This is a genomic window from Paenibacillus sp. 8b26, assembly GCF_050626875.1.
In the GTDB taxonomy this organism is placed as follows: domain Bacteria; phylum Bacillota; class Bacilli; order Paenibacillales; family Paenibacillaceae; genus Paenibacillus.
Genome location: NZ_CP192445.1, coordinates 881759 through 906686 on the forward strand (window position 1 = coordinate 881759; position 24928 = coordinate 906686).

General features: G+C 48.9%; 27 protein-coding genes. All 27 read right to left on the reverse strand.

From position 1 onward, the window contains the following. Positions 1-133 precede the first annotated feature (133 nt). The 27 genes from ACQ4MX_RS03705 to ACQ4MX_RS03835 all read right to left on the reverse strand — a co-directional run bounded on the left by ACQ4MX_RS03705 (position 134) and on the right by ACQ4MX_RS03835 (position 24601). Positions 134-685, reverse strand: a complete 552-nt coding sequence (locus ACQ4MX_RS03705; protein ID WP_431089430.1) for a nitroreductase family protein — start codon at positions 683-685, stop codon at positions 134-136. 155 nt (positions 686-840) lie between these two features. Beyond that, positions 841-1224, reverse strand: coding sequence for a YraN family protein (locus ACQ4MX_RS03710; RefSeq protein WP_431089432.1), 384 nt, complete (start codon positions 1222-1224; stop codon positions 841-843). After that, positions 1224-1523 (reverse strand): EscU/YscU/HrcU family type III secretion system export apparatus switch protein, encoded by a 300-nt coding sequence (locus ACQ4MX_RS03715; protein ID WP_134910176.1) that lies wholly within the window; start codon positions 1521-1523, stop codon positions 1224-1226. Before ACQ4MX_RS03715 ends, ACQ4MX_RS03710 begins: the two co-directional genes overlap by 1 nt. Then, positions 1520-3667 carry a DNA ligase gene (locus tag ACQ4MX_RS03720; RefSeq protein WP_431089434.1) on the reverse strand — a complete coding sequence of 716 codons (2148 nt, stop codon included), beginning with the start codon at positions 3665-3667 and terminating at the stop codon, positions 1520-1522. The genes ACQ4MX_RS03715 and ACQ4MX_RS03720 overlap by 4 nt, the downstream gene beginning before the upstream one ends. 91 nt (positions 3668-3758) lie before the next feature. Next, positions 3759-4427 carry a ribonuclease HII gene (locus ACQ4MX_RS03725; protein ID WP_431091246.1) on the reverse strand — a complete coding sequence of 223 codons (669 nt, stop codon included), beginning with the start codon at positions 4425-4427 and terminating at the stop codon, positions 3759-3761. Positions 4428-4619: 192 nt separating this feature from the next. Continuing rightward, positions 4620-5480 carry a ribosome biogenesis GTPase YlqF gene (gene ylqF, locus ACQ4MX_RS03730; RefSeq protein ID WP_014281056.1) on the reverse strand — a complete coding sequence of 287 codons (861 nt, stop codon included), beginning with the start codon at positions 5478-5480 and terminating at the stop codon, positions 4620-4622. Positions 5481-5568: 88 nt separating this feature from the next. Continuing rightward, on the reverse strand, positions 5569-6195 hold the full coding sequence (lepB, locus tag ACQ4MX_RS03735) for a signal peptidase I (RefSeq protein WP_431089435.1): 627 nt from the start codon (positions 6193-6195) through the stop codon (positions 5569-5571). A gap of 101 nt (positions 6196-6296) precedes the next feature. Continuing rightward, complete coding sequence (gene rplS, locus ACQ4MX_RS03740) at positions 6297-6641, reverse strand: 50S ribosomal protein L19 (protein WP_010346403.1); 345 nt, start codon at positions 6639-6641, stop codon at positions 6297-6299. Between the two features lie 246 nt (positions 6642-6887). Continuing rightward, the gene (trmD, locus tag ACQ4MX_RS03745) at positions 6888-7691 is read right to left on the reverse strand and encodes a tRNA (guanosine(37)-N1)-methyltransferase TrmD (RefSeq protein ID WP_431089437.1); all 804 of its coding nucleotides are present in this window, start codon (positions 7689-7691) and stop codon (positions 6888-6890) included. Further along, positions 7691-8206, reverse strand: a complete 516-nt coding sequence (gene rimM, locus ACQ4MX_RS03750) for a ribosome maturation factor RimM (protein ID WP_431089439.1) — start codon at positions 8204-8206, stop codon at positions 7691-7693. The genes trmD and rimM overlap by 1 nt, the downstream gene beginning before the upstream one ends. Before the next feature lie 97 nt (positions 8207-8303). Beyond that, positions 8304-8534: a KH domain-containing protein gene (locus tag ACQ4MX_RS03755; RefSeq protein WP_013309863.1), complete on the reverse strand. Its 231-nt coding sequence runs from the start codon at positions 8532-8534 to the stop codon at positions 8304-8306. A gap of 23 nt (positions 8535-8557) precedes the next feature. After that, positions 8558-8830, reverse strand: coding sequence for a 30S ribosomal protein S16 (gene rpsP, locus ACQ4MX_RS03760; RefSeq protein WP_014281051.1), 273 nt, complete (start codon positions 8828-8830; stop codon positions 8558-8560). Between the two features lie 67 nt (positions 8831-8897). After that, positions 8898-10274: a signal recognition particle protein gene (gene ffh, locus ACQ4MX_RS03765; protein ID WP_014281050.1), complete on the reverse strand. Its 1377-nt coding sequence runs from the start codon at positions 10272-10274 to the stop codon at positions 8898-8900. Between the two features lie 52 nt (positions 10275-10326). Further along, the gene (locus ACQ4MX_RS03770; protein ID WP_431089440.1) at positions 10327-10695 is read right to left on the reverse strand and encodes a putative DNA-binding protein; all 369 of its coding nucleotides are present in this window, start codon (positions 10693-10695) and stop codon (positions 10327-10329) included. Positions 10696-10861: 166 nt separating this feature from the next. After that, positions 10862-11512, reverse strand: coding sequence for a PAQR family membrane homeostasis protein TrhA (trhA, locus tag ACQ4MX_RS03775; RefSeq protein WP_134910191.1), 651 nt, complete (start codon positions 11510-11512; stop codon positions 10862-10864). A 137-nt stretch (positions 11513-11649) separates the two neighbouring features. Next, complete coding sequence (gene ftsY / locus ACQ4MX_RS03780; RefSeq protein ID WP_431089441.1) at positions 11650-12666, reverse strand: signal recognition particle-docking protein FtsY; 1017 nt, start codon at positions 12664-12666, stop codon at positions 11650-11652. A 38-nt stretch (positions 12667-12704) separates the two neighbouring features. Next, complete coding sequence (gene smc / locus ACQ4MX_RS03785; protein ID WP_431089442.1) at positions 12705-16274, reverse strand: chromosome segregation protein SMC; 3570 nt, start codon at positions 16272-16274, stop codon at positions 12705-12707. Between the two features lie 257 nt (positions 16275-16531). Continuing rightward, entirely contained in the window at positions 16532-17230 is a 699-nt protein-coding gene (gene rnc, locus ACQ4MX_RS03790) for a ribonuclease III (RefSeq protein ID WP_014281046.1), read from the reverse strand. Positions 17231-17242: 12 nt separating this feature from the next. Next, complete coding sequence (gene fabF, locus ACQ4MX_RS03795; protein ID WP_431089443.1) at positions 17243-18481, reverse strand: beta-ketoacyl-ACP synthase II; 1239 nt, start codon at positions 18479-18481, stop codon at positions 17243-17245. A 226-nt stretch (positions 18482-18707) separates the two neighbouring features. Then, positions 18708-18941 carry an acyl carrier protein gene (locus ACQ4MX_RS03800; protein WP_007429985.1) on the reverse strand — a complete coding sequence of 78 codons (234 nt, stop codon included), beginning with the start codon at positions 18939-18941 and terminating at the stop codon, positions 18708-18710. Positions 18942-19050: 109 nt separating this feature from the next. Then, positions 19051-19800 (reverse strand): 3-oxoacyl-[acyl-carrier-protein] reductase, encoded by a 750-nt coding sequence (fabG, locus tag ACQ4MX_RS03805; protein ID WP_044644900.1) that lies wholly within the window; start codon positions 19798-19800, stop codon positions 19051-19053. A 52-nt stretch (positions 19801-19852) separates the two neighbouring features. After that, entirely contained in the window at positions 19853-20794 is a 942-nt protein-coding gene (gene fabD, locus ACQ4MX_RS03810) for an ACP S-malonyltransferase (protein WP_431089444.1), read from the reverse strand. An 81-nt stretch (positions 20795-20875) separates the two neighbouring features. Further along, a complete protein-coding gene (locus ACQ4MX_RS03815) occupies positions 20876-21865 on the reverse strand; it encodes a beta-ketoacyl-ACP synthase III (RefSeq protein ID WP_044644902.1) in 990 nt (329 codons plus the stop codon). An 8-nt stretch (positions 21866-21873) separates the two neighbouring features. Then, positions 21874-22866 (reverse strand): phosphate acyltransferase PlsX, encoded by a 993-nt coding sequence (gene plsX / locus ACQ4MX_RS03820; protein WP_431089445.1) that lies wholly within the window; start codon positions 22864-22866, stop codon positions 21874-21876. After that, positions 22850-23446 (reverse strand): transcription factor FapR, encoded by a 597-nt coding sequence (gene fapR, locus ACQ4MX_RS03825; protein WP_025682284.1) that lies wholly within the window; start codon positions 23444-23446, stop codon positions 22850-22852. The genes plsX and fapR overlap by 17 nt, the downstream gene beginning before the upstream one ends. A 276-nt stretch (positions 23447-23722) precedes the next feature. Further along, positions 23723-23896 (reverse strand): 50S ribosomal protein L32, encoded by a 174-nt coding sequence (rpmF, locus tag ACQ4MX_RS03830; RefSeq protein WP_007429979.1) that lies wholly within the window; start codon positions 23894-23896, stop codon positions 23723-23725. A 186-nt stretch (positions 23897-24082) separates the two neighbouring features. Then, positions 24083-24601 (reverse strand): YceD family protein, encoded by a 519-nt coding sequence (locus ACQ4MX_RS03835; RefSeq protein ID WP_431089446.1) that lies wholly within the window; start codon positions 24599-24601, stop codon positions 24083-24085. Between the last annotated feature and the right edge of the window lie 327 nt (positions 24602-24928).

Sequence of the window (24928 nt, forward strand, 5' to 3'; positions counted from 1 at the left end):
CCTCATACTGAAATGTCTCCCACGGGGAGCATTGCATATATGAAAAAAGGTGCTTCCAAATTTTCATCTGCTGCAAATATCATGTACATTTTTAATTCATATAGCTGTCTAATCAAGGTTATTCGACAAAAGATTATTTGTCAAACAGGGTTAGCTTATCCGCTGCTGGAATACGTGGTCTTGGTTCTGGAATGACTTCAGGATAACCTGCATATACCATGCCGATGATCTTCTCACCAGGCTGAATTCCCAAATGCTTGCGGAATTTCGGTGAATAAAGAAAAGGCTTTGTGACCCAAAACGTTCCGATTCCTTTACTCCATGCGGCAAGCATAAAGTTTTGTACAAAGGCACTAACCGCTGCAAAGTCCTCATCCCAAACTGCCTGACGCGGATCTTCCTCCAACACAACTAAAAGCTGAATCGGATTGTGCAAAATGCCACTTTCGAACTTGTTATCCTTGCCAATATCGGCTTCAATAGCTTCAGCAAGTTTTTTCCGGCCGTCACCGGCAAACAAGAGAAAACGCCATGGCTCGCGCATTTTATGATTGGGGGCCCATACAGCAACATCCAGCAGTTCTTTAATGGTATCTACTGGAATGGGGTCGGATTTGAACCGTTTAATGGTCCGTCGTTCCTGAATTACATCTATGACATGTTCACTAAAGGTATGCTCTGTCACGTATATCCTCCTTTGTAGGAATAGCTCGTGAATGTTCACTATAACTATAAATCAAAATGATAACCATTCTCAATAAAATATACCTTTAGCATTCCTTCCTGTCAACCTGTGCATATAAAAATTTGAAATGAACCTTCAAAAAATTTATCGCTCTTTTAGAATGCCTCGATTATATGGTCCGTGACGACCGCGGTTTCGTCAATCAATCGTACAGAGATCATATCAAAACGAATTGGAACATCCTCAATTCCGTTCATATGCAAATAAACAGCGGCTGTCTGGCGAACTTGGGTTATTTTACGTGCAGTGATTGATTCTGCTGGCGTTCCATAATTGGAGCTACTTCGGCTGCGTACTTCAATAAACACGAGAATATCATGCTGCGCGGCAATCAGATCCATTTCTCCGCTACGACATCGCCAGTTACGCTCTATGATACGATAACCCAGATTTTCCAAAAACGAAGCCGCTGCCTGTTCACCCAAAGCTCCTTTGGCTTTTCGTTGATCCTTGCCTCCGGTCCTCATGTCGTTCCTCATCAGGTGTCATCCCTTGGAGCAAGCTTATCCATTTGATATATATAGGTGAGCACCTCTGCCACCAATTGATATAGCTCAGCAGGAATTTGTTCATCCAAGTCAAGCTTGGACAATACCTCAACCAGTGCGGCATCCTCTTGAACGGGAACGCCGTGCTCTTTGGCTTTTTCTAAAATGCTATCCGCAATACGACCACTGCCTTTGGCAACGACGATAGGGGCTTCGCTCTCACCGGGAGTATATTTAAGGGCGACAGCCTTCTTCCTAGAAGGAGAAGGAGCCTCTAACGGCTCTTTCATATTTTAAGATCGACTCCTTTATACGGCTGAGGCACATAGCTTTGTACCTCCGAAGAGGCCAGACCTTTGCTCTCCTGTCTAGTCCTTACCGGCATCGGTTCGGTGCGCAGCGATAAAAGCTGATACCCTAGTGATTCCAGCGCCGTATGAATGGTTTCACGCCCACTGGTCAACAGCGAAGCGGCCCAATCCTGATCGTTATGGAGCTTGAGGCTCACAATCCGGTCCACGACTTGCACATCCACCAATGTCGGCCCTAGCGCCTTCATGTCCAAATCAAACCAAAGTCGGCAGTTGGATGCATCCAGCTCCCCACGTTTACCACGTCGAGACTGAATCTGGATCGTAGCTGTTTCACGACCATCCGGACCGACAAATGGAATAAACATGTGTACCTGTGCAAAAGGGGCCGTACGGTCCGTATTCAGCAGCAACTGCTGACCCGTCAGGTGCTGCACGACCTGCTGCGCCGCCTCTTTCAGGGCAGGCGGCAGGTCATCGCTGCCCATCAACTGGAGCAGCGCCCCCTTTACGGTGTCGGCGTCCGCTGACACCGTACCGCCCGCCGCAGTCGCTAATCCCGGCAGCGGCTGCGTCCCTTCCGGCGGCTCCATACGGGTCGCCGCCGTTCCCTGCACGGTCTGTGCAGCCGCGCGGTGTACCTGCTGCTCGTGCTCTGCACCGAGCAGCTTGAGCACGCGGCCCACCCACGGGTCCTCCGTGGGGGTGAGCTGCGTGCTGGACGCCACGGACGCCGCTGGCTGCGTAGCAGCGGTGTCCGTAGCCCGCAGAGCGCCAGCCGTAGGCTGCGGCGCTTCTGCTGCGGGCTGTTCCGGCGCAGCCGTGCCCAGCGCGGGAGGCACCGCCGAGCGCAGCTCTTGCAGCAGCGTGCGCAGCCGCTGGAGAGGCGCCTCCGGTGTGGCCGCGTTGCCCGCAGCGGCCTGCGGCGCAAAGCCGCCAGCTAGCTGCGCGGCGGCACGTTCGGCCGTAGCGGCGTTTGCAGCGGGCTTCGCCCCGGCAGGCTCTGCCGTTGCCGCAGTCGGAGTGCCTTCGGTGCCCTTGGGCTGTTGTGTACCCGCCGTGGCAGCTTGAGGCTGCTCCGCTCCGGCTCGTGAAGCCCTTAGTGCATCAGCGCCTGATTCAGGCACATTTGCACCAGAATCCACCACCACCTCCGTGGCTATGGCTCCACGCCCATTAGCTACCGTTGCTTCCCCAGAGACTGCACCTTTAGCTACAGGTGCAGCAGTTCCAGTCGGAGCATCCGTGTCTGTCGCCGAAGCGCCCGCTTCACCCACCATAGCAGCAAGATTTGCCGCCTGAGTCCCTTTCAGCGTCTCCTTGCCTCCTGCTGCCTGTGCCACTTCTGCCTGCTTTGTAGCAACAGCAACAGCAGCGGCATCCTTGGACAATACAGGAACTTGGCCTTCTGGTGTATCTGCAACAACATATGAAGAAGCCCCTGATGGAGCAAGGGACATTCGGCCAGCCCCCTTTACCGCTGTTGCTTCTCCCGCTATACGGTCAGCAGATGCTCCTTGTCCTTGCTGCTTGAATACCGCTTCAAGCTCCTGCTCCAGCGAAGACAAAAGATCATTTAAAGGAGGGCCAAACATCGCCTGTCGCAAACCGTTTATACTTTCCACCGTCAATGGCAAGCCACGTTGAAAGGCAACCGCTGCTGCCTGTACAAACGTCTCCATTTGTACTTTTCCCGGCTGCTTCGCCAAAGCGTCCCGTAAAGAAGCCGCATTTTCCGATGTCAACGGTACACCATTCTTTTGCATCGCCTGTATCAGTTCTCTGTTCTGCGCTGTATCCGGTAGCCCCACCGAATCCAGTACATCTGCCAACGCTACAGTCTGCTGTCCTGTGTTGGCTGCATCGTTCAAAGGCTTAAGCACAGTCATTCCACTGGGCGAAGCTGGCTGAACCTGAAGTAATGTGGACTGTCCAGGTTGAAGAGGGGTTTCCAGCTTGGCCCTGACCTGGGAACCTTGAATTTGCAGTACAGCTTCACCGCCGTCCTCAGACACCTTTAATACGACGCCCCGAACGACCTGACCTGGCTGCATATCGAGCTTTTTAGTCTCTCCCGCCTTCGCATCACCAAGTAATCCTCGAAATACAGAACCGATATTCATAAGGTCCCTCCTCTCTTTATGCCCTATGTTCAAGGGCTCTATTTTATTGGGTATACATTATATCGGCACAGTCCCGACTCATAATAAGTATTTATAGGTCAAACAACGTCGGTTGCTCGATCAACAAATTCCCAAGAAAGCTGCGTCTATGCATCGCTGTAGGTCCCAGCGCCAAAATTTGTTCCCTGTGTAGCTTGGTAGCGTAACCTTTATGTATGCCAATCCCATATTCCGGGTACTTTGCATCCCATTCACCTTTGCACAGCCGATCACGGGTTACCTTGGCAATGATTGAAGCCGCAGCAATAGATTGGCTATTCGCATCTCCTTTAATAATAGAGAGTTGGGGAATAGACAAGTCTACCTTTTCTGCATCTACAAGCAAATAGTCAGGAGATACCTGTAATGCCTCAACTGCCTGCTTCATCGCCAAACGAGCAGCCTGCTTAATATTGATGGCATCAATCGTTCGTGCGTCCACATACCCGACTCCTACGGCAATGGCCTTCTCCATAATCAGCTCATAGTAGGTTTCCCTCTTCTTGTCCGTCAGCTTTTTGGAATCATCCACGCCCTCCAGCAGCTCACCATTCGGCAAAATGACCGCCGCTGCCACAACATCCCCGAACAGACACCCTCGGCCTACCTCATCAATACCAGCGATGCGCTCATAGGATTGCTCCCAGAACTCTTTTTCATAGCGCAGCATGTCCGTTACCGCTACCACTTTTTCTTCCATACTCCATACCCGCCTATCTATATGTAGTTTGGCGCTTAATTCACGCCATAGTTCTGCACAATTTTATTCAGCTTAACACAGACCTGTCCATCCCAAAACCCTTTTCGTTAACCTGCCTTCACATACCAAAAAACCTTCCTCTCTCCGGAGAGATGGGGAAGGTTCTTCCTTGCCACACTATGCTATGTTGTGTATCCGGTACATCTGGCAGAATCAGTAAGGAGCTTCCAAACTGAAGCGTCCCAGCTTACCTGCACGCAGCTCTCGTAAAATGATTTTTGACGACTTTTCGAGATCTACACGTCCACCGCTGACAATACAGCCGCGTTTACGTCCAATCGCTTCCATGACACTGACAATTTCATCAGCATTTTCCGTATCCTCGGGACGTTCAGTCAGCTCAAAGCGCGCTGCCAGCTCATCCCAGTAATATTGAACCAAATATTTTGTCGCGAAAAAAGCGATATCCTCAACATTCAAAATCTCTTCCTTGATCGCGCCTGTAACCGCCAGACGATAACCAACATTCTGATCCTCAAATTTGGGCCACAAAATACCCGGTGTATCGAGCAACTCAATTTCACCAGTCTTGATCCATTGCTGTGCCTTCGTCACTCCGGGACGATCGCCTGTAGCTGCAATGCTACGTCCTGCCATACGGTTGATCAGGGTTGATTTACCGACATTCGGAATACCAACAATCAAAGCACGCATAGGACGTGGGTTCATACCTTTAGAAATCTGCCGATCTATCTTTTCCTTGAGCAGCAACTTGGCCTGAACCGGAATTTCTTTCATTCCTGTACCTGTTGTAGCATCCACCTGAAAAGCGATATGCCCCTGCTCCTTAAAGTAGGCAATCCACTGCTGTGATACGACCGGGTCTGCCAAATCTGCCTTATTTAAAATAATCATTCGCGGCTTGCCCTGCAAAATATCATCAATCATTGGATTACGGCTGGAAAGCGGCAAACGAGCATCAATCAGCTCAATTACCAAATCAATCAGCTTTAATTTTGCTTCAATTTGGCGGCGCGCTCTGGTCATATGACCAGGAAACCATTGAATCGTCACCGTCATCACCTCATTGATCGTAACTCCTAACCGTTCCCCATAGGGTTATGCGTCAGGATTACGGCAGCTATGCTGCATATTAGTTGTTCTAGTGGTTAATCCACTTCATATCCTTCACCGGCCAGAAAATAACATCAGCACGTCCGACGATTTCTTTCAAATCAATATATCCAATCATCCGACTGTCTGTACTGTTGGAACGGTTATCCCCCATAACAAAAATATGCCCTGCCGGAACTTTACCATCCTTAAAATTTTCATTCGGGAAATTTGTAAACTTGTTGTAAAGCTCACCATTTTGATGCGCTTCCTCCACTGGAGTTTTCAAGTAAGGCTCCTGAATAGGTTTACCATTCACCGTAATCGTGTCACCTTCTACCTTAACCGTATCGCCCTCAACGGCAATGACGCGCTTAATGAAGTCTCTTCCTTCATCCGGTACATGAAACACGATTACTTCTCCCGGTTTTGGGGAACGGAAATCATACAAAATTTCATTTACAATGACACGTTCTCCGGTATGAAAGTTAGGCTGCATCGACGGGCCATCCACAATAAACGGCTTAAAAAGAAACCAACGGATTAAAAAGACCAACACTAATGCGATAACGATGGCCTTGATCCACTCAAAAATCTCATTTTTCGGTTTACGCTTGGGCGTACCATCCTGATCGGTCGGCTGCTGTATAGCTCCTTGTCCTACTTCTTGCTCCATAGCTCACTGTCCTCTCTTTACGGTCAATAATCCACAGTTCCCTATGTACGTAGAAAAAACGAAAGGAGCTTGTAATCAAGCCCCTTTCGTTATTCGTTGTATTAACGACGAATTTCTTTAATTCTCGCTGCTTTACCGCGCAGTTCACGAAGATAATAAAGCTTCGCACGACGCACTTTACCACGGCGAGCCACGTCGATTTTATCGATTTTCGGGGAATGAAGCGGGAAAGTTCTTTCCACACCTACACCGTAAGAAATTTTACGAACTGTAAAAGTCTCACTGATTCCACCACCACGGCGTTTAATTACAACACCTTCAAACAACTGGATACGCTCACGAGTTCCCTCAATAACTTTCACGTGCACTTTCAAAGTGTCACCGGGACGAAAGTTAGGCAAATCTTTACGCAGTTGTTCTTCAGTGATCGCTTGGACGATATTCATCTATGACTCCCTCCTTCCGTACAGGTGTTCATGCATCTTCTGGAAACACATCCGTTTCCTTCATCATCCACAGAGGACCACCGTATTACACACAACAGATGTATTGTATCATGGAGGATACCGCATTGCAACAAGAAAAAGGGATTTGACCAAACATTATATTTAATTAATTACATTATAAAACAGGTTAGCACCTGCTTTCAAATCCTCTTATCGCTACAGCGCTTTAATACACTCTTCCCATGATCAATCCATCTTGCGCTGTTCCTCTATCCATAGCCGTTCCTTGCTTGTCAATTCAGCCTGCTCCAGCAGATCCGGTCGACGTTCCATCGTACGACGCAGTGCCTCCTGCCGTCTCCAGGCATCAATATTAACGTGATGTCCTGACAACAGCACCTCAGGCACCTTCCAGCCCCGAAACTCAGCAGGTCTGGTATAATGCGGGTACTCCAGCAGACCTGTACTAAAAGAGTCCGTTACCGCACTCGTTTCATTGCCCAGCACTCCAGGCAGCAACCGTGCCACACTATCTATAGCGACCATGGCGGGCAGTTCCCCACCAGTCAGAACATAATCTCCGATAGAAAGCTCATCCGTCACCAAATGCTCGCGAATACGCTCATCATAGCCCTCATAATGCCCGCATATAAAAATAAGATGGTCCTCTTTAGCAAACTCCTCCGCTTTCTTTTGCGTAAAAGTCACACCTTGGGGACACATCAAAATAATACGCGGTGCTTTCAAACCTGCACTCGACCTGGCCTCTCTACCTTGAACAACTTCGTCTGTGTTCACTGATATGGTTGGACGCTCTGATTCATCCAATAACGTCTCCACCGCAGCGAAAATCGGGTCAGGCTTCAATACCATCCCGCCCCCGCCGCCATAGGGTGTATCATCCACTTGACCATGCTTGTTCCCGGCATATTGGCGAAAATTAACCGCTTGCAGTGATATGATTCCCTTCTCCCTTGCTTTTCCCAGAATGCTTGCATTAAATACACCGTCAAACATTTCGGGAAACAGGGTCAGCACATCCACCCGCATTACAGTAGTCCTTCCATCAACCGTACCGTAACCCGTTTTTCAGGCACGTTTACATCCAAAATGACACCTTCTATATACGGCACCAGCAGTTCCTTGCCATCGGGCATTGTGACTACCCATACATCGTTAGCTCCTGGTGTCAAAATCTCCTTCACCACACCAAGCTTTTCTCCATCTTCTGTCACTACTTCCAAGCCAACAACTTCATGAAAATAAAACTCATTTTCCTCTAGTTCGCCTAGCCGTTCAGCGGAGACCTTCAATAAGCTGCCTTTATACTTTTCAACATCATTGATGTTATGATATTCCTTGAATTTGGCTACAACCATATTTTTTTGAAAACGTGCTGTTTCAATAGTTACAGGGATCGGCGCTTTACCATCCGCAAGAATAATCAACAACTCACTGCCTTTGGCAAAACGATCCTCCGGGAAATCAGTCGTCGTTAATATTTTAAGCTCGCCGCGGATTCCATGTGTATTCACAATTTTCCCGACATTAAACAATTGCTGCATCGTGTTCCTCCTGCATGTAATCGGTCCCGCTCCATATCATCTTCATCATGTACGAAAAAGGGTTAGGACATACATCCTAACCCACTTTCGTATATCTTTAAGATATGATGTCTACGGTAACCCGTTTATCCATCTTAACGGCTGCTGATGCAACCACAGTGCGAAGCGCCTTGGCGATACGACCCTGCTTGCCAATGATTTTACCTACATCCTCAGGATGCACGCTAAGCTCATATACGACAAGCCGATCCTTCTCCAAGGTCTTCACGGTTACATCTTCCGGATGATCGACTAAAGCCTTAGCAATGATTATCACTAATTCTTCCATGGTTGACCCTCCGTATCAGCACCTTATTTCTGTTGTTTAAGCTCATGAAACTTTTTCATTACGCCCGCTTTGCTAAGCAAGTTGCGGACTGTATCGGATGCTTGTGCACCATCTTGCAACCATTTCAACGCTTTATCTTCATCAATTTTTACAACTGCTGGTACTGTAATAGGGTTGTAATAACCGATTTCTTCGATAAAACGACCGTCACGCGGGGAACGGGAATCCGATACCACGACGCGATAGAAAGGAGCTTTATGTGCACCCATACGTTTCAGACGAATACGAACTGCCACGAAAATTCACCTCCTTCAAAAAGTAGACTGTATATTGTTATCCTATAATTCCAACGGCCTAATGGCCTTAACGGAAAGGAAACTTCATACCTTTACCCATACCCTTCAACTGCTTCAGGGCTTTGTTTTTGCCACCCTTAGGTCCCATCATGTCTGAGAACTGCTTCATCATGCGCCGCATTTCGTCAAATTGCTTGATCAGGCGGTTTACCTCAGCCAGTGATGTTCCACTGCCTACAGCAATCCGTTTGCGGCGGCTATGATTAATCATGTCCGGGTTTTGCTTTTCTTGTGTGGTCATGGAATGAACGATAGCCTCAATCCGGCCCATCTGCTTGTCATCCACTTTAACATCTTTCATTTGCTTCATATTGCCCATGCCAGGAATCATATCGAGAATCTGGTCGATTGGGCCAAGCTTTTTAACTTGATCCATCTGCTCCAGAAAATCTTCGAAGGTAAATTCAGCATTGCGCATTTTCCGCTCCATTTCCTTCGCCTTATCGGCGTCGATATTGGATTGCGCTTTTTCAATCAGGGACAACATGTCGCCCATACCCAAAATCCGTGAAGCCATCCGTTCCGGATGAAACGGCTCCATTGCATCCAGCTTTTCACCCAATGTAGCAAACTTGATCGGGCATCCAGTCACAGCCTTAACCGACAAAGCCGCACCACCGCGGGTATCGCCGTCCAGCTTCGTCAGTACAACCCCTGTTAACTCCAAGCTCGTGTTAAAGTGCTCCGCAACGTTTACCGCATCCTGACCTGTCATGCTGTCAACAACCAGCAGAACTTCGTCAGGATTCACATTCGCATGAATCTGGCGCAACTCTTCCATAAGCTCTTCATCCACGTGAAGACGACCGGCAGTATCTATAATAACGTAGTCATTACCGTTATCCTTGGCATGCTGTAAGCCCTGTTTTGCAATTTCCACCGGGCTTGTCTGATCACCGAGCGTAAATACAGGAGCGTTGATCTGCTCGCCAAGTACCTGTAACTGCTTGATCGCAGCCGGTCTATATATATCACCAGCTACGAGCAAGGGGCGATGATTTTGCTTTTGCAGCAACTTCGCCAGCTTACCGGACGTCGTCGTCTTACCTGCGCCCTGGAGACCCACCATCATAATGACCGTAGGCGGTTTGTTTGCTTTGGCAAGCTTGGCCTGACTGCCGCCCATCAACTCGGTCAGTTCCTTGTTCACGATGTCGATGATTACCATGCCTGGCGTGAAGCTGTCCATCACTTCCTTGCCGACCGATTTCTCCTTCACCTTGGCAATAAAGTCCTTTACAACCTTGAAGTTAACGTCCGCCTCCAGCAAAGCTAATCGTACTTCGCGCATCGCCTGAGCTACATCATCCTCAGACACTTTTCCTTTGCCACGCAGTTTACTAAATACATTTTGCAAGCGGGTCGATAATCCTTCAAATGCCATATTTTCGCACCTCCTTGTCTACCAGGGTTGTTTGTTTACTAATCTATATGACCTACAATTCCTGCAGGCGATTTACAATTTGATGAACATGTTGCAGAGTGCCTTCATCGGGTTTACCGATTTTACCGAACGCCTCATACAACGCTGTATTCAATTCTTCCAGCTCTCGGCTTCTGCGCTCATGTTTACTGAGCAACCCGAGCTTTTCCTCATACATTTCCAGTACCTGCTCGGCACGTTTGATATGCTCATACACGGCCTGACGGCTAATTTGAAATTCCGAAGCAATCTCTCCCAGAGAAAAATCATCATGGAAGTAATATTTCAAAAACATCTGTTGCTTCTCCGTAAGCAGAGGTTCATAGAAGTCAAACAGTCGGTTAATCCGGTTTGTCTTTTCCAGCCGATTCTCCTGACTCATCGCGTATACCTCCATCGTCAAGGAAAAACACTTTACAGTTCTTTTCAACGATCCTTATCATACATAAAAGAAAAGAAGATGTCAAGCGTTATCCCTTGTCAACCAAAAAAAAGCCGATTCACTGCCCTTAAACGGAAGTACGAATCGGCTTTTTCCCTACTAGGGTTTAAACTCTTACCGGGGTAAGATACAGCAGAACAGCCAGAAAATGAAGTACGCTGCCTGCCAGAACAAACAGATGCCAGATCGCGTGATGATACGGAAACGCCCGCCACACATAGAAGATTGTGCCCAACGTATACATTAGACCGCCCAGGAACAATAGCGTCATGCCCCCGGCGGGAACAGCCGCCACCAGCGGGTTCCAGGCAATCGTGATGAGCCAGCCCATCCCGATGTAGAACACGGTAGACATGAACAGGAAGCGCTTGGTGAAGAATGCCTTGAATAGCACACCAAACAGGGCGATTCCCCAAATAACGCCAAACAGCGTCCAACCTAATGTCCCGCGCAGGGCAACGAGCATAAACGGGGTGTAGCTGCCTGCAATGAACAGGTAAATGCAAGAATGATCGAATATTTCGAACAAATCCTTCAATTTTCCTTCGCGCAGACTATGAAGCAACGTGGAATTGGTGTATAACAGCAGCATCGTAATTCCGTAAATCGTGAAACTGACGACATGCCAAGTGGTCCCTTTCAAGCTTGCAAAAACAATGAGCAGCACAAGTGCCGCCACACTTAAAACGGCTCCAATTCCATGTGTGATCGCATTGGCTATTTCTTCCCGGCGGGAATAAGTATAGGTGTTCGCCATTGGTTCTTCACCCGGCTTCCTGTGAAATATTTTTTACATCCAAAAAATTCATATCCAGCGCCGACAGACCCTTTTCTTTCATTATACATCCCTGTGATCTCACGCAGCAACCAGATCATACTTAGCCCCAAGCCTGATTAGGCCTGTTCTTCCTCATCCGGAGCGGTTTCATCTACGCCTTCTTCCTGAATCAACCCAGCGAACAACGCATGAACGAATTGCTCGGAATCAAATGGCTGGAGATCATTCACTTTTTCACCCAAGCCTACCAGCTTCACTGGCAAATTCAGCTCTTGGCGGATCGCCACGACAATACCACCCTTCGCTGTACCATCCAGCTTCGTCAGCACCAGCCCGGTTACGCCACTTTTCTCGCCAAACATTTTGGCTTGATTGAGCGCGTTTTGTCCGGTCGTCGCATCGAGTACCAGCAGTACTTCATGGGGAGCATCGGGAATTTCACGCTGAATCACGCGGAAAATTTTGTTCAGCTCCTCCATCAGATTGCTTTTATTCTGGAGACGTCCTGCGGTATCACACAGTAACACATCCACCTGACGCTGCTTGGCAGCCTGTACAGCATCAAACATAACCGCCGCTGGATCAGAACCGGATTGCTGCTTAATGACCTCTACACCAGCCCGTTCACCCCATACCTCCAGCTGTTCAATCGCACCAGCACGGAATGTATCCCCGGCGGCCAACAACACCTTTTTACCTTCCTGTTTAAAACGATGCGCCAGCTTACCGATGGTTGTTGTTTTGCCGACACCATTGACACCGACGAACAGAATGACCGTAATCCCGTCAGAGCTCATTTGAAGCTGACTGTTGTCATTGCCCCGCAGCAGCTCAGACAGCTTTTCCGATAATACAGGCTGTAGCTCGGATGCGTCCTCGATTTTGCGTTTTTTCACTTCTACCCGCAGGTCTTCAATGAGGTTCATAACGGTGTTGACGCCAACATCGGCACCAATTAGAATTTCTTCCAGCTCCTCATAAAACTCCTCATCAATCTTCTTGCGACGAATCATCAGATCCGACACTTTTTCAACAAAACCTTTGCGTGTTTTTTCCAGACCGTCCTTGAACTGTTTGGTAACAGATTCGGTTTTGCTTGCAATGCTTTCCTTCAATTTCCTAAAGAAACTCATAGGTTCCCTCCGTTGATCTGAAAGTATGTTATTTGATGTCAGGCAATCTCTGCTTCCTCATTGTCCAGCTTGACGGATACAAGCTTGGAAACCCCGCCTTCTTCCATCGTAACTCCATATAGCACATCGGCTTCTTCCATCGTGCCCTTGCGATGTGTAACTACAATGAATTGTGTCTGTTCGGAGAACTCCCGTAAATATTGGGCAAAACGCACCACATTGGATTCGTCCAGTGCGGCCTCTACTTCATCCAGCACACAGAATGGGACAGGCTTGACATGTAAAATGGCAAACAATAGCGCCATCGCCGTTAACGCCCGCTCTCCTCCTGACAGCAGTTGCAAGTTTTGCAGCTTTTTGCCCGGCGGCTGGGCCACAATATCAATTCCCGTCTCCAGCATACGTTCCGGGTCAAGCAGTACCAGATCGGCACGTCCGCCCCCGAACAGCTTGGAGAACACCGTACCAAATTCGCGCCGGATGGCATCGAAAGTGGCTTTGAAGCGTTTGGACATTTCATCATCCATTTCACGAATGACCTGGTAGAGCGTTGTCTTGGCCTCGACCAGATCAGATTTCTGCTCATCGAGAAACGTATAACGCTCATGCACCCGCTGGTATTCCTCAATGGCACCCAGGCTTACCTCGCCCAACGCGGAAATACCGCGTTTGAGCCTTTGCACCTCGGCCTGCGTACCTTCTATATCTTCCGGTATCGGATAACGCTGCTTGGCCAGCTCATAGCTGAGTTCATAGTCATCACTTAATTTTTTCAGGACGTTCTCCAGCTCTACATCAAGCCGGTTCACTCCGATTTCTGTCTGGCGTAGCTGCTCCTCGACCGACTTGAGCTGAACGCGTTGCTCTTTCGTCTCATTTTCGGCCACTTCCAGCTTTTTGGACAAGCTGCTGCGTGCAGCACGCTTGAATTCCAATTGCTGCGAAGCCTCTTCCTTTTTAAGCCGATACTGATTGAGGTTTTCAATCTGCTTCACGCTTTCCTGTTCATTGGTCAGCAGATCAGCTTCGATGGAAGCAAGTAAGGTCTTGTTCTGTCTCGAATCCTTGCCAAGGGTATCATAATCGCCCCGTAGTCTACGCAACTGCTCTTCCAGTGAAAAACGCTCCTGATCCAGCTTTCCTTCTCTTACCTTGAGATTCGTAAGTTCTCCCTGTAGCTGTTCTTTCGCAGATTCGTTGGCCTTACGGGCAAATTCAGCGGCATGGATAGCCTGGTGGGTTTTCTTCTCTTCTTCCTCCAGCGCAGCTAATTTCAGCAACGCCTCTTCACGGGAAGCTTCCAGTTCCTTGATCTCCTGATCAAAACCCTTCTTCTCCTGACCAGATGCAGCCACCTGCTCCAGAACATGGCGAAGCTCATGCTCCAGTTGCTTGAGCTCCATTGCTGTCTGCTGTTCTTCGCCGCGCTTCACATCGCCGCCCTGACGCAGCTCGTCCAAACGAATCTGTGTCTCTTCCAGTTGGCGTTTTGTATCTACCGCGCTCTGACGCAGCCTCACAATTTGTTGCTCCGTATCGATAATATCCTGATCCAACTGATCCAACTGACGTTTACGTCCAAGCAGATTGGCATTTTTCTTGAATTGGCTACCACCTGTCATGGAACCACCTGCATTGACAACATCGCCTTCCAGCGTTACGACACGATATCTATATTGGCAACGTGCCGCAATACGGTTTGCATCTTCCAGGGTACGGGCAATAACCACATTTCCTAAAAGACTGCCTACAATGCCCGCATACCGTTGATCAAACTGAACAAGATCCGCACCGATTCCAACAAAGCCCTCGGCATCTTCCGCGATCTGGCGTTCACCCGCCCCAATTTGACGCGGACGGATAACATCCATAGGCAAAAATGTCGCTCTGCCCAGCTGACGCTGCTTCAAAAAGCTAATCGCCTGTCTGGACACCGATTCGTTTTCCATCACGATATGCTGCATCGAAGCGCCCAAAGCGGTTTCCATCGCCTGTTCCAAATGCTCAGGTACCCGGATCAGCTCTGCTACCGCCCCATGCACACCATGCAGGGTTTCTTTGCGTGCCGCCTTCAATACTTCTTTAACACCCAGCATAAAGCCATCGAAGTCATCCTGCATTTCCTTCATCGTATCTCGGCGTGAAATTTGGGCCTCACGTTTTTGTTCCCATTTGCGGACAGTGCCCTGACTTTCTTCCAGCAGCTTTTGCAGCGCCTGGTATTTTTCGCTTCCCTGAATATATCCGCTGCGCAGACTGCTGATTTCCTGACCCAGCTTCTGCACAGCCGCTTCCAAACCCTTTTTACGCTGTTCCAGTTCGGCTTTCTGGGCTTCCCATTTGCCAGATTCGTCACTTACGCGAGTCACCCGCCGTTCCAGCGCTTCCTTCTGCTGGTCGGTATAACGGATTTCGTTACGCGCCTGTGCCATCTGATTCATCAGTTCCAGCAGTCCGCCCTTCAAACTTTCCTCCTGCTCCTGGCTGATTCCGCCTGTGACACCAATCAACTTCGCCTCTTCGTCGGATAGCCGTTCACGTAGCTCGTCAAGTTCGACAGTCAATGCAGACAGTTTTTCGTTCAGTAGATCCAGCTCACTTTTGCGCTCGGAATGACGTGATTCGCTCGTGCTGAGTGATAAAATGAGCTGCTCCCTGTTTGCCTCCAGATTGCGTGTACGCTCTTTCAGCAGTTCACCGTAGCCTTCACTCTTTTCCGTAGCTTCACTGTATTGCAACAGATCACTTTGCAGCCGCTCCACTTGCTCCTCCAGCTGACGCAGCTCATTGCGGTCGCTCTCCAGCATCGCATCATGACGGGACACTACCGTAGACAGCTGTAGCTGCTCCTGCTGCAACAAAGCCAGTTTGGACGTTGCATCGCTCCACGAGGTATGAATCTGTTCAATCTGATGGACATACATCGAAATTTCCTTCGATTTCAGTTCACCCCGCAGCTCCTTATAGTGGATCGCCTTTTCCGACTGCTCCTTGAGCGGCCCGATCTGATCCTCCAGCTCACTGACCAAATCATGAATACGCAGTAAATTTTGCTCCGTGTCATCCAGCTTGCGAACCGCGTCTTTTTTACGTGATTTGTATTTAACAATACCGGACGCTTCCTCGAAAATCCCCCGGCGGTCCTCGGAACGGGTACTCAAAATCTCTTCAATACGCCCCTGTCCGATAATGGAATATGCTTCTTTACCAATACCTGTATCCATAAACAGCTCGGTAATATCCCGGAGTCTGCATGACTGTCGGTTAATAAAATATTCACTATCTCCACTACGATGCACACGCCGCGTGACCGTGACCTCGCCAAAATCAAGCGGCAACGCCTGATCCTCATTATCCAGCGTAAGCGACACTTCGCCGTAATTAACGGCCTTACGAGCATCACTACCCGCAAAAATAATGTCCTCCATTTTACCGCCGCGCAGTGATTTGGCGCTCTGTTCACCCAGTACCCAGCGAATACCGTCGGATATATTACTCTTTCCGCTTCCGTTGGGTCCGACGACCGCTGTTATGCCGCGGACGAATTCCATCTCCGTTTTATCTGCAAACGATTTGAAGCCCGCCAGCTCAATGCGCTTTAAAAACATACTCAATCTCACCTCTAACATTTAAATATGCTTGTACAACACCGTTTACCTGATTCACAAGAATTATTCCTATTGTAGCACAAGACTACTTCGGATAAAGCAAGGCAACGACATACAGAGCTACAGCAGCAAAGCCACGAAAAAAGAGCAAAACGCAGTCCATTCGCCATTGCGGGCCGGGACTCCCCGCGGACTGCCCTTTGCTCTTACTTTGTGTCCCCTGCTCGTGTAACCCGTTCGGGCCGCTCAGGTACCGATTACGATTCCGCCAGCTTCAAACGGTTTAAGGCTACTGCCGCCGCCTGCTGCTCAGCTTCTTTTTTGGAGCGTCCTGTACCTGTACCCAGCCGTTCGCTGTCCATATATACCTCAGCTACAAACTCGCGCTCGTGGGCAGGTCCGCGCTCCTCTACAATCTTGTATTCAAGCATCCCCATGTTATGATGCTGCGTCAGTTCCTGAAGCTCTGTTTTGAAATCACTCATCTGTAGCTTACCGTTTAATACAATTTGAGGAAAAATATAACGTTCCAGAAACGACCGGACGGCATCCAGACCTTGATCCAAATATAGCGCGCCTACGAACGCTTCGAATACATCGGCCAACAGAGCCGGACGAGTACGTCCGCCTGTCAGCTCTTCACCTTTGCCAAGCAGTACATATTGCCCGAACTCAAGTCCGACAGCAAATTTTACCAAAGAAGGCTCACAGACAATGGCTGCACGCAGCTTGGTCAGTTCGCCTTCCGGCCGATTAGGGTACTGATTGTACAATTGCTCGGATACAGTCAACTCCAGAACAGCGTCACCTAAAAATTCAAGCCGCTCATTGTCTGCATGCTGACTGAACCGATGTTCGTTTACGTAGGAAGCGTGCGTAAAGGCCTGCTTCAGAAGCTGCCGGTTGTTGAATTGAATATGAAGTTTCTGCTGTAATTGCTTCAAGTCTCCACTCAACGAACTGACCCCTTACGCTTCATATTTTTTTAGAATAACCGTAGCATTGTGACCGCCAAAACCAAAGGAATTGGACATCACGACATTTAGTTTCGCTTTTCTCGGCTCGTTAGGTACATAATCCAGATCACAAGCCGGGTCCTGATTATCCAGATTAATCGTCGGCGGAATAGTCTGGTGCTGAAGAGCCAGTCCGCAGATCACGGCCTCAACGCCACCGGCGGCACCCAACAAGTGCCCCGTCATTGACTTGGTTGAGCTAATCGCCACTTTATAGGCGTGGTCTCCAAGCGTTTTCTTAACTGCTTCTGTTTCTGATTTGTCACCGACTGGTGTAGATGTACCATGGGCATTGATATAATCAATATCTTCAGGATTCAACCCTGCGTCGCGGATCGCCATTTTAATACAGCGTGCTGCACCATCCGGATCTGGCTCTGTCATATGATGTGCATCGCCGGACAGACCATAGCCGATCACTTCGCCGTAAATACGTGCGCCGCGCTTCAATGCGTGCTCCAACGATTCCAGAATCAGAACACCGGAGCCTTCGCCCATAACAAATCCGTCTCTGTCTGTATCAAAAGGACGGCTTGCCTTCTCAGGCTCATCATTACGAGTGGACATCGCCCGCATCGAACAAAAGCCAGCCATTCCAATCGGACGAATAGTTGCCTCAGCTCCGCCGCAAATCATAGCGTCAGCATCACCACGCTGAATCATGCGGAACGAATCGCCGATCGCATGACTACCCGTTGCACAAGCCGTAACCGGTGATGTATTAGGTCCTTTAGCGCCGAGTGAAATCGACACTTGACCGGAACCCATATTAGCAATCATCATCGGGATAAAGAAAGGGCTTACGCGTTTAGGTCCTTTTTCAATCAGCGCATTGTGCTGATCCTCCCAGGTACCCAATCCGCCAATACCGGAGCCAACGGATACACCAACACGCTCGGCATCGGCGTTCTCTCCGATTACGAGTGCGCTATCCTTGAGTGCCAATTTACTGGCGGCAACGGCGAATTGTACAAAACGATCCATTTTTCGGGCATCCTTGCGCTCTATATAATCCTCAGGATTAAAATCCTTAATAGAAGCCGCAATTTTCGTTGTATATTCACTGGTATCGAAAGCTTCGATTTCACTGACGCCAGATTTTCCAGCCATCAGATTATCCCACAGTGTGTTCAAATCCTGTCCCAGCGAAGTGATTACACCCATTCCTGTTATGACAACACGTTGTTTCAAAGATAATCACCTCTATGTCTACTGCATATTGTATTTCAAGGCCTTACGCTCTTGTGTGCAAAAATAATATAGAATCAACTAAAGTTAGTAATGCCGCATACTCCCACCCTTGACTAAGTCATGCCGAGCCAAGCTCAAGAACACGCGGCAATTCCGTCTTTAGTTCAATCTGTATGATTAGGAGAAAGTCCCGCCTGTAACAGAACGGGACTTTTGTTGACTTGAATTAGGTATGAGATTGTATGTACTTTACAACTTCACCTACGGTTGTAATTTTCTCTGCATCTTCATCAGAGATTTCCATATCAAACTCATCTTCCAATTCCATAACCAATTCAACTACATCGAGAGAATCAGCGCCTAAATCATCTTTGAAAGATGCTTCAAGTGTAACTTCGGCTTCGTCGGCTCCCAAACGGTCAACGACAATGCGCTTTACGCGCTCCAATACGTCGGACATCCGGCTCACCTCCTCCTTAGGTATTATACGAAAATTACAATTAAAATGCCATAGAAGAGAGTTTTCAATCACTACTCTTCTTCGGGGCATGCGGATTAGCTACATGTAGCTACATGTACATGCCGCCATCCACATGCAAAGTCTGGCCCGTCATGTATGAGGAAGCATCAGAGGCCAAAAATAGCACCACATCCGCAATTTCCTCAGGCCGTCCGAGACGGGCCAGCGGAATACCGCTGAGCATATTGTCACGCAAATCATCAGCAAGCACCTGTGTCATTTCGGTATCAATGAATCCCGGGGCTACGCAGTTGACTGTAATACCTCTCGAAGCAAGCTCCCTCGCGGACGATTTGGTAAGACCGATCACTCCTGCTTTGGCAGCCACATAGTTGGCTTGTCCTGCATTGCCGAGTACGCCGACAACGGAAGAAATATTGATGATCCGACCGGAACGCTGCTTCATCATCGGTCGAGTCGCTGCCTTGAGGCAATTAAACACACCTTTCAGATTCGTTTCGATCACCTGATCGAACTCCTCTTCCTTCATACGCATGATTAAATTATCTCTTGTTATTCCGGCATTATTCACCAGAATATCGATCTTGCCCCAAGCGCCAATCACATCCTTGATTAACCGATCTGCCTCGTCGGCGCGACCAACATTAGCCTGAACCGTAATAGCTTCCACGCCTTTGGCACGAATTTGCTCCGCAACCTCTGCCGCAGCCGCTTCACTACCAGCGTAATTTACCGCTACATTAGCGCCTGCTTCAGCTAACGCCAATGCGATACTGCGGCCGATCCCCCGTGACGCCCCTGTAACGAGCGCCGTTTTTCCACTTAATGGCTTAGACATCATCCAGCCTCCCCTTGCAAGTATATAACCGTTAAGGCGATAATTGCTACTTTTAACGGGCCTCCAAGGCTTCCGTTACCGAAACAAGCGATTCCAGGCTGCTTATATTATACAGCTTAACCGTTTTGTCGATCTTTTTAACCAGTCCGGTCAAAACACTGCCCGGTCCGAACTCGACAAAAGTGTCAACTCCCTGCTCCAGCAGCCATGCTACACTGTCTTCCCACAATACCGGGGAATAGACCTGCTCGACCAGTAGCTGGCGAATTTCGCCACCCTCACGCACAGGTTTCGCTGTGACATTGGCTACAACCGGAACCTGTGCTTTGGAAAAAGCCACGTCTTCCAGCTTGCCAGACAACTTAATCGCTGCTTCCTTCATCAACGAAGAATGAAAAGGACCACTGACCTCCAAAGTAATAGCACGCTTGCCACCCGCTTCCTTCACGCGTTCAGCGACAGCGACTACGCCCTCCTTCGTACCGGATACGACAATCTGCCCCGGGCAGTTGATGTTCGCCAATTCGACCAGTTGACCGGATTCCGTAATATCACGGCATAGTGTCGCCAGCGCTTCACGGTCGGCTCCCAGTACAGCAGCCATCCCACCTTGTCCGTCAGGAATAGCTTGCTCCATGAACTCCCCACGAGTACGAACGATCTCAACTGCATCTTCAAAGGCAAGTACGCCAGAAGCAACGAGGGCACTGTATTCTCCAAGACTGTGCCCAGCCACGTAATCAGGGCGAATGCCCTTTTCCTTGAACGCTTCATACAACGCAATGCTCGCCGTCAACAGCGCAGGCTGCGTATTGGATGTCTGCTTCAAGGCTGTATCTGGACCTTCAAAAATTAGTGAGCTTAGCGCAAAACCTAACCGTTCGTCCGCTTGGCGGAACACTTCTCTTGCCGCAGGAACCGCTTCATAAACATCTTTAGCCATACCTACAGCTTGTGAACCCTGACCGGGAAATATAAATGCCGTTTTGCCCATCGTGTATGCACCTCTCTGTATCCAATGCTTGTCCTGTAAAGTACCCGACAAAATCAATATTGTATCAAACCCGCCGCTTTCTTACCAGACAAGAACCGACGCGCCCCAAGTCAAACCACCGCCGAAGCCCACCATTAATACCCGGTCGCCTTCCTTCATGCGGCCTTCCTCGGCTGCTTCTACAAGCGCAAGAGGAATTGATGCAGCTGATGTATTCGCATATTTATGAACATTAATGATAACCTTTTCTTCCGGTAGATCCAAACGCTGCATCGCCGATTGAATAATACGAATATTGGCTTGATGCGGAACGAACAAATCAATATCATCTTTGGAAAGCCCCGCTTTTTCAAGCACATCGACAGTTGCCGTTCCCATAACACGTACCGCGAACTTGAACACTTCGCGTCCGTTCATATAAATATAGTGTTGCTTGTTTTCTACGGTATCCGCACTTGCAGGCAAACGTGAACCGCCAGCTTCCAGCTTAAGCAATCCGCCTCCTGCTCCTTCGGCACCAAGATCAAAGGATTGGAATCCTCTACCCTCAGGTACTTCACCAATTACTACCGCCCCTGCACCGTCTCCAAAAAGAACACAAGTATTGCGGTCTGTATAATCCGTGATCCGGGAAAGACAGTCTGCCCCAATGATTAACGCATTATTATAAATGCCCGTCTTAATAAAGCTCGTCGCAGTTGCCAGCCCATATACAAACCCTGAGCATGCCGCAGACAAATCAAAAGCTGCTGCGCCTTTGGCTCCGAGCTTGTCCTGAAGAATGCAGGCAGTCGAAGGAAATGCCATGTCCGGCGTAACCGTAGCAACAATGATCAGATCCAAATCCTGTGCCGTCATACCTGCGGATGCCAATGCCTTAATCGCTGCTTCATAAGCCAAATCGGACGTAGCCTGCTCTGGAGCCGCAATGTGGCGCTCCTGAATCCCTGTACGGCTGACAATCCATTCGTCACTTGTTTCCACGATTGCTTCCAAATCTTTGTTCGTCAATATTTTCTCAGGCACGTATTTCCCTGTTCCGATAACACCAACCGACCGCAAATTATTCATATCGTCACTCACTTCCTACTGATTTCCTTGGATATACTTTCCACCAACTGGTTTTGCAAGGCTGTACGGGCCTGTCTTACTGCATTTTTGACGGCAATGCCGTCAGATGAACCGTGACTTTTCAATACGAGTCCGCTCAGCCCCAGCAAGGGAGCGCCGCCATGTTCTTTGTAGTCCAGCTTATCTTTCAAACCGCGAAGCTCAGGCATAATCAGAGCCGCTGCCAGTTTGGTTTTTAAGGATTTACTAAACTGCTCCTTTAAGAGAGAGAATATCGCACCCGCCGTACCTTCCAGCGATTTTAGCATGATGTTTCCGGCGAATCCGTCACACACCAGCACATCGCAATTCCCGGTCAGCACATCTCTAGACTCCACATTACCTACAAAGTTAACAGACAACTGCTCAATCAGAGGAAAAGCCAGTTTCGTCAGTTCATTGCCCTTCCCGGCTTCCGTCCCAACATTCAGCAAACCCACTCTGGGGGAAGCCACACCATGAACCTTTTGTCGGTACAAGCTACCCATCAGCGCATATTGGGCAAGATGTTCGGGCTTAGCGTCCATATTAGCTCCCAAGTCCAGCGCCAACACACCCTGATCGTCAATCGTTGGAATCATCGGTGCAAGAGCAGGACGCTCAATACCTGCCATTCTCCCAACCACCAACAAACCTGTTGTCATCAGCGCACCCGTATTACCTGCCGATATCATGGCATCTGCTTCGCCTTCTTTGACCATTCGGCCAGCTACGACCATGGAGGCATCCTTTTTACGTCGTACTGCCTTCACAGGCTCATCCTGCGCATCTATCGTTTCGGATGCATGGCGAATGTTGAGATTCGCAGGCAATGCTCTGCCGTTCAGCACCGATTCAATTCGTTCCCGGTCACCAACCAGCGTAATGTCTGTATCCTTCCATTCCGCCGCCGCAGATAACGCGCCCTCTACTGTCGCCTCGGGAGCATTGTCTCCCCCCATGGCATCAATGGCGATCCGCATGCTGACTTCCTCCTTCGCTATACTCTTCCTCTGTGGAGCGGTAAATGACAAAGTTACCCTGGAACACCATTTCTTCCCCCACGTAAGCAAACACTTCTACTTTGGCTTTCCCTTTTTGCTCGGGATTTGATCGCACATATGCTTTGGCAATGCACTTTTCTCCCAAATGAACAGGGCGGACAAAGCGGATGTCCGCCGAAGCGGTCAACGCTATCTCATCATTAATCACGGCAACAGCCAAAGAATTGGCCTGGGCAAACACATAATGCCCCCGCGCAATGCCAGTGCGTGAAAAGATATGCTCTTCTTTAATTTCAAAAATGGAAATACCGCTTCTGTCCAACTGGAGATCCACGATATCCCCGATCACTTCATGTAAAGGCAGGGAGCGAACCTGATCGTAGGAACGCTCAGCCATCAGCTTCAGTCGCTCCCGCAGCTCTGGGATACCCAATTCCATCCGATCCAGCCGAATCGTCTGAATGCTCACCTTAAGCTGTCTCGTCAGCTCCTGATCCGTTACGAACGGATTCTCATCAATTAATTGAGTCAGCCGTTGCTGTCTCTGTCTCTTTGGCAAACGTTCGATATCAGTGACGCCTCCTTTCCCTGCAATAAATTACCGTTCAGCCGGCGGTTCGGGTTACTTCACGTGCTAGCGGCGAATGCTTCATGCCGATTTGTCATCTTGTATGTATAAAGAACCCCTTCGGCCCTTCTTTCTTAGAACCTGGTACTAAAACAGTATATAGCATGCGGCCGTAAAAAGAAAGTACGAAGACAAAAAAAGTAGCGCCTCACTAAAGTGAAGCGCTACTTTTCCTGCGAAGATTCCAAAGAATCCGCTTATCGGACATTATTGAGAGATAATCTCTCTAGCTTTGTACGTTCCGCAAACTTTGCACACATGGTGAGCAAGTTTCAATTCGCCGCATTCGGAGCATTTCACCATACCTGGTACTGCCAGTTTAAAGTGAGTACGACGTTTGTCGCGACGAGTTTTGGATGTTCTCCGTTGAGGTACTGCCATTATTCCCACCTCCTTAACCAGATCAACCCGTATAACGGGCGTGACTTCTTATCTCATTCAAGACTGAAGGAAGCTGCCGGAAGCAGCTACCTCACAGCCGGTGAATCAAGCCTGCAACATCCATGTGTCGGTTCTGTAACTCCCCTGCACAAGTGGATGATGATTTGTCAGAATTGAACTCAATTCTCATTTGAAAAAATCCTTAAGCCCTGCCAGACGCGGATCAATCTTTTTCGTATCGCCATCGTCACTGTCTTCGGAGCCAACGCTCCAGTTTTGTCCGGCCGCAGGAGCGATCCCCTGACAATCCTCACTGCACACAGGCGCAAACGGCACGTGCAGTACAAACAGCTCTTCACAATACGGTGCAATGTCGAAGGAATCCCCCGTCACTGCGATAAATTCGCCATCTTCATCCTCCTCTTCGCCAACCGAAGAGATTTGCTTGAACCGTTCACGGAATTCAATCTTCAAATCCTCGTGCATCGGACTTAAACAGCGTGAGCACAGCATGTCCAGACCTGCGGTCAACGTGCCTTCCACGCTCATTAAGCCTTGACCCAGACTAACGGCGACCAAATCGGTCTCCAGCGGGGAAACGGCCGTAACATCAGGACGATCATCCACCAATTCACTCACATTGAGAGCTTCACGGATCGGAAAAGGACCATCACTTGTTGCTACTTTGCGAAAAAATAGTTGCATCGCTATCACTCCAAACAAACAAAAATTATTATACCGACTGATCGAGTCGTTTGTCAACACCTTTCACTTTACACCTCTCACAAATCCATCGGTTTTCCAATGGTTCCGCAAGTTTTATGCGAAAGCGAAAATACGTTGCATGGATCATGTACCTGTGAGTATTCGTACCCCCGCCACTCTTCGTGTACAATAATGCGAGTATAAAGCTTTTTTCTTCAGGTCTCAATGGTCTTGTTCATTTCGGATCACAAAAAAGCATCATCGCTACCCCTAGAGCAATCATTTACTGGTGGAGAACCATCCTTTTCAGGATAGTCACCAGATTGG

Bases quoted from the DNA above. Each gene is read 5' to 3' on its own strand.
- ACQ4MX_RS03710 (WP_431089432.1), bottom strand. From the start codon at position 1,224: ATGAGGAACGACATGAGGACCGGAGGCAAGGATCAACGAAAAGCCAAA.
- ACQ4MX_RS03715 (WP_134910176.1), bottom strand. From the start codon at position 1,523: ATGAAAGAGCCGTTAGAGGCTCCTTCTCCTTCTAGGAAGAAGGCTGTC.
- ACQ4MX_RS03720 (WP_431089434.1), bottom strand. From the start codon at position 3,667: ATGAATATCGGTTCTGTATTTCGAGGATTACTTGGTGATGCGAAGGCG.
- lepB (WP_431089435.1), bottom strand. From the start codon at position 6,195: ATGGAGCAAGAAGTAGGACAAGGAGCTATACAGCAGCCGACCGATCAG.
- rplS (WP_010346403.1), bottom strand. From the start codon at position 6,641: ATGAATATCGTCCAAGCGATCACTGAAGAACAACTGCGTAAAGATTTG.
- trmD (WP_431089437.1), bottom strand. From the start codon at position 7,691: ATGCGGGTGGATGTGCTGACCCTGTTTCCCGAAATGTTTGACGGTGTA.
- rimM (WP_431089439.1), bottom strand. From the start codon at position 8,206: ATGCAGCAATTGTTTAATGTCGGGAAAATTGTGAATACACATGGAATC.
- ACQ4MX_RS03755 (WP_013309863.1), bottom strand. From the start codon at position 8,534: ATGGAAGAATTAGTGATAATCATTGCTAAGGCTTTAGTCGATCATCCG.
- ffh (WP_014281050.1), bottom strand. From the start codon at position 10,274: ATGGCATTTGAAGGATTATCGACCCGCTTGCAAAATGTATTTAGTAAA.
- ACQ4MX_RS03770 (WP_431089440.1), bottom strand. From the start codon at position 10,695: ATGAGTCAGGAGAATCGGCTGGAAAAGACAAACCGGATTAACCGACTG.
- trhA (WP_134910191.1), bottom strand. From the start codon at position 11,512: ATGGCGAACACCTATACTTATTCCCGCCGGGAAGAAATAGCCAATGCG.
- ftsY (WP_431089441.1), bottom strand. From the start codon at position 12,666: ATGAGTTTCTTTAGGAAATTGAAGGAAAGCATTGCAAGCAAAACCGAA.
- smc (WP_431089442.1), bottom strand. From the start codon at position 16,274: ATGTTTTTAAAGCGCATTGAGCTGGCGGGCTTCAAATCGTTTGCAGAT.
- ACQ4MX_RS03800 (WP_007429985.1), bottom strand. From the start codon at position 18,941: ATGTCCGACGTATTGGAGCGCGTAAAGCGCATTGTCGTTGACCGTTTG.
- fabG (WP_044644900.1), bottom strand. From the start codon at position 19,800: ATGTCTAAGCCATTAAGTGGAAAAACGGCGCTCGTTACAGGGGCGTCA.
- fabD (WP_431089444.1), bottom strand. From the start codon at position 20,794: ATGGGCAAAACGGCATTTATATTTCCCGGTCAGGGTTCACAAGCTGTA.
- ACQ4MX_RS03815 (WP_044644902.1), bottom strand. From the start codon at position 21,865: ATGAATAATTTGCGGTCGGTTGGTGTTATCGGAACAGGGAAATACGTG.
- plsX (WP_431089445.1), bottom strand. From the start codon at position 22,866: ATGCGGATCGCCATTGATGCCATGGGGGGAGACAATGCTCCCGAGGCG.
- rpmF (WP_007429979.1), bottom strand. From the start codon at position 23,896: ATGGCAGTACCTCAACGGAGAACATCCAAAACTCGTCGCGACAAACGT.
- ACQ4MX_RS03835 (WP_431089446.1), bottom strand. From the start codon at position 24,601: ATGCAACTATTTTTTCGCAAAGTAGCAACAAGTGATGGTCCTTTTCCG.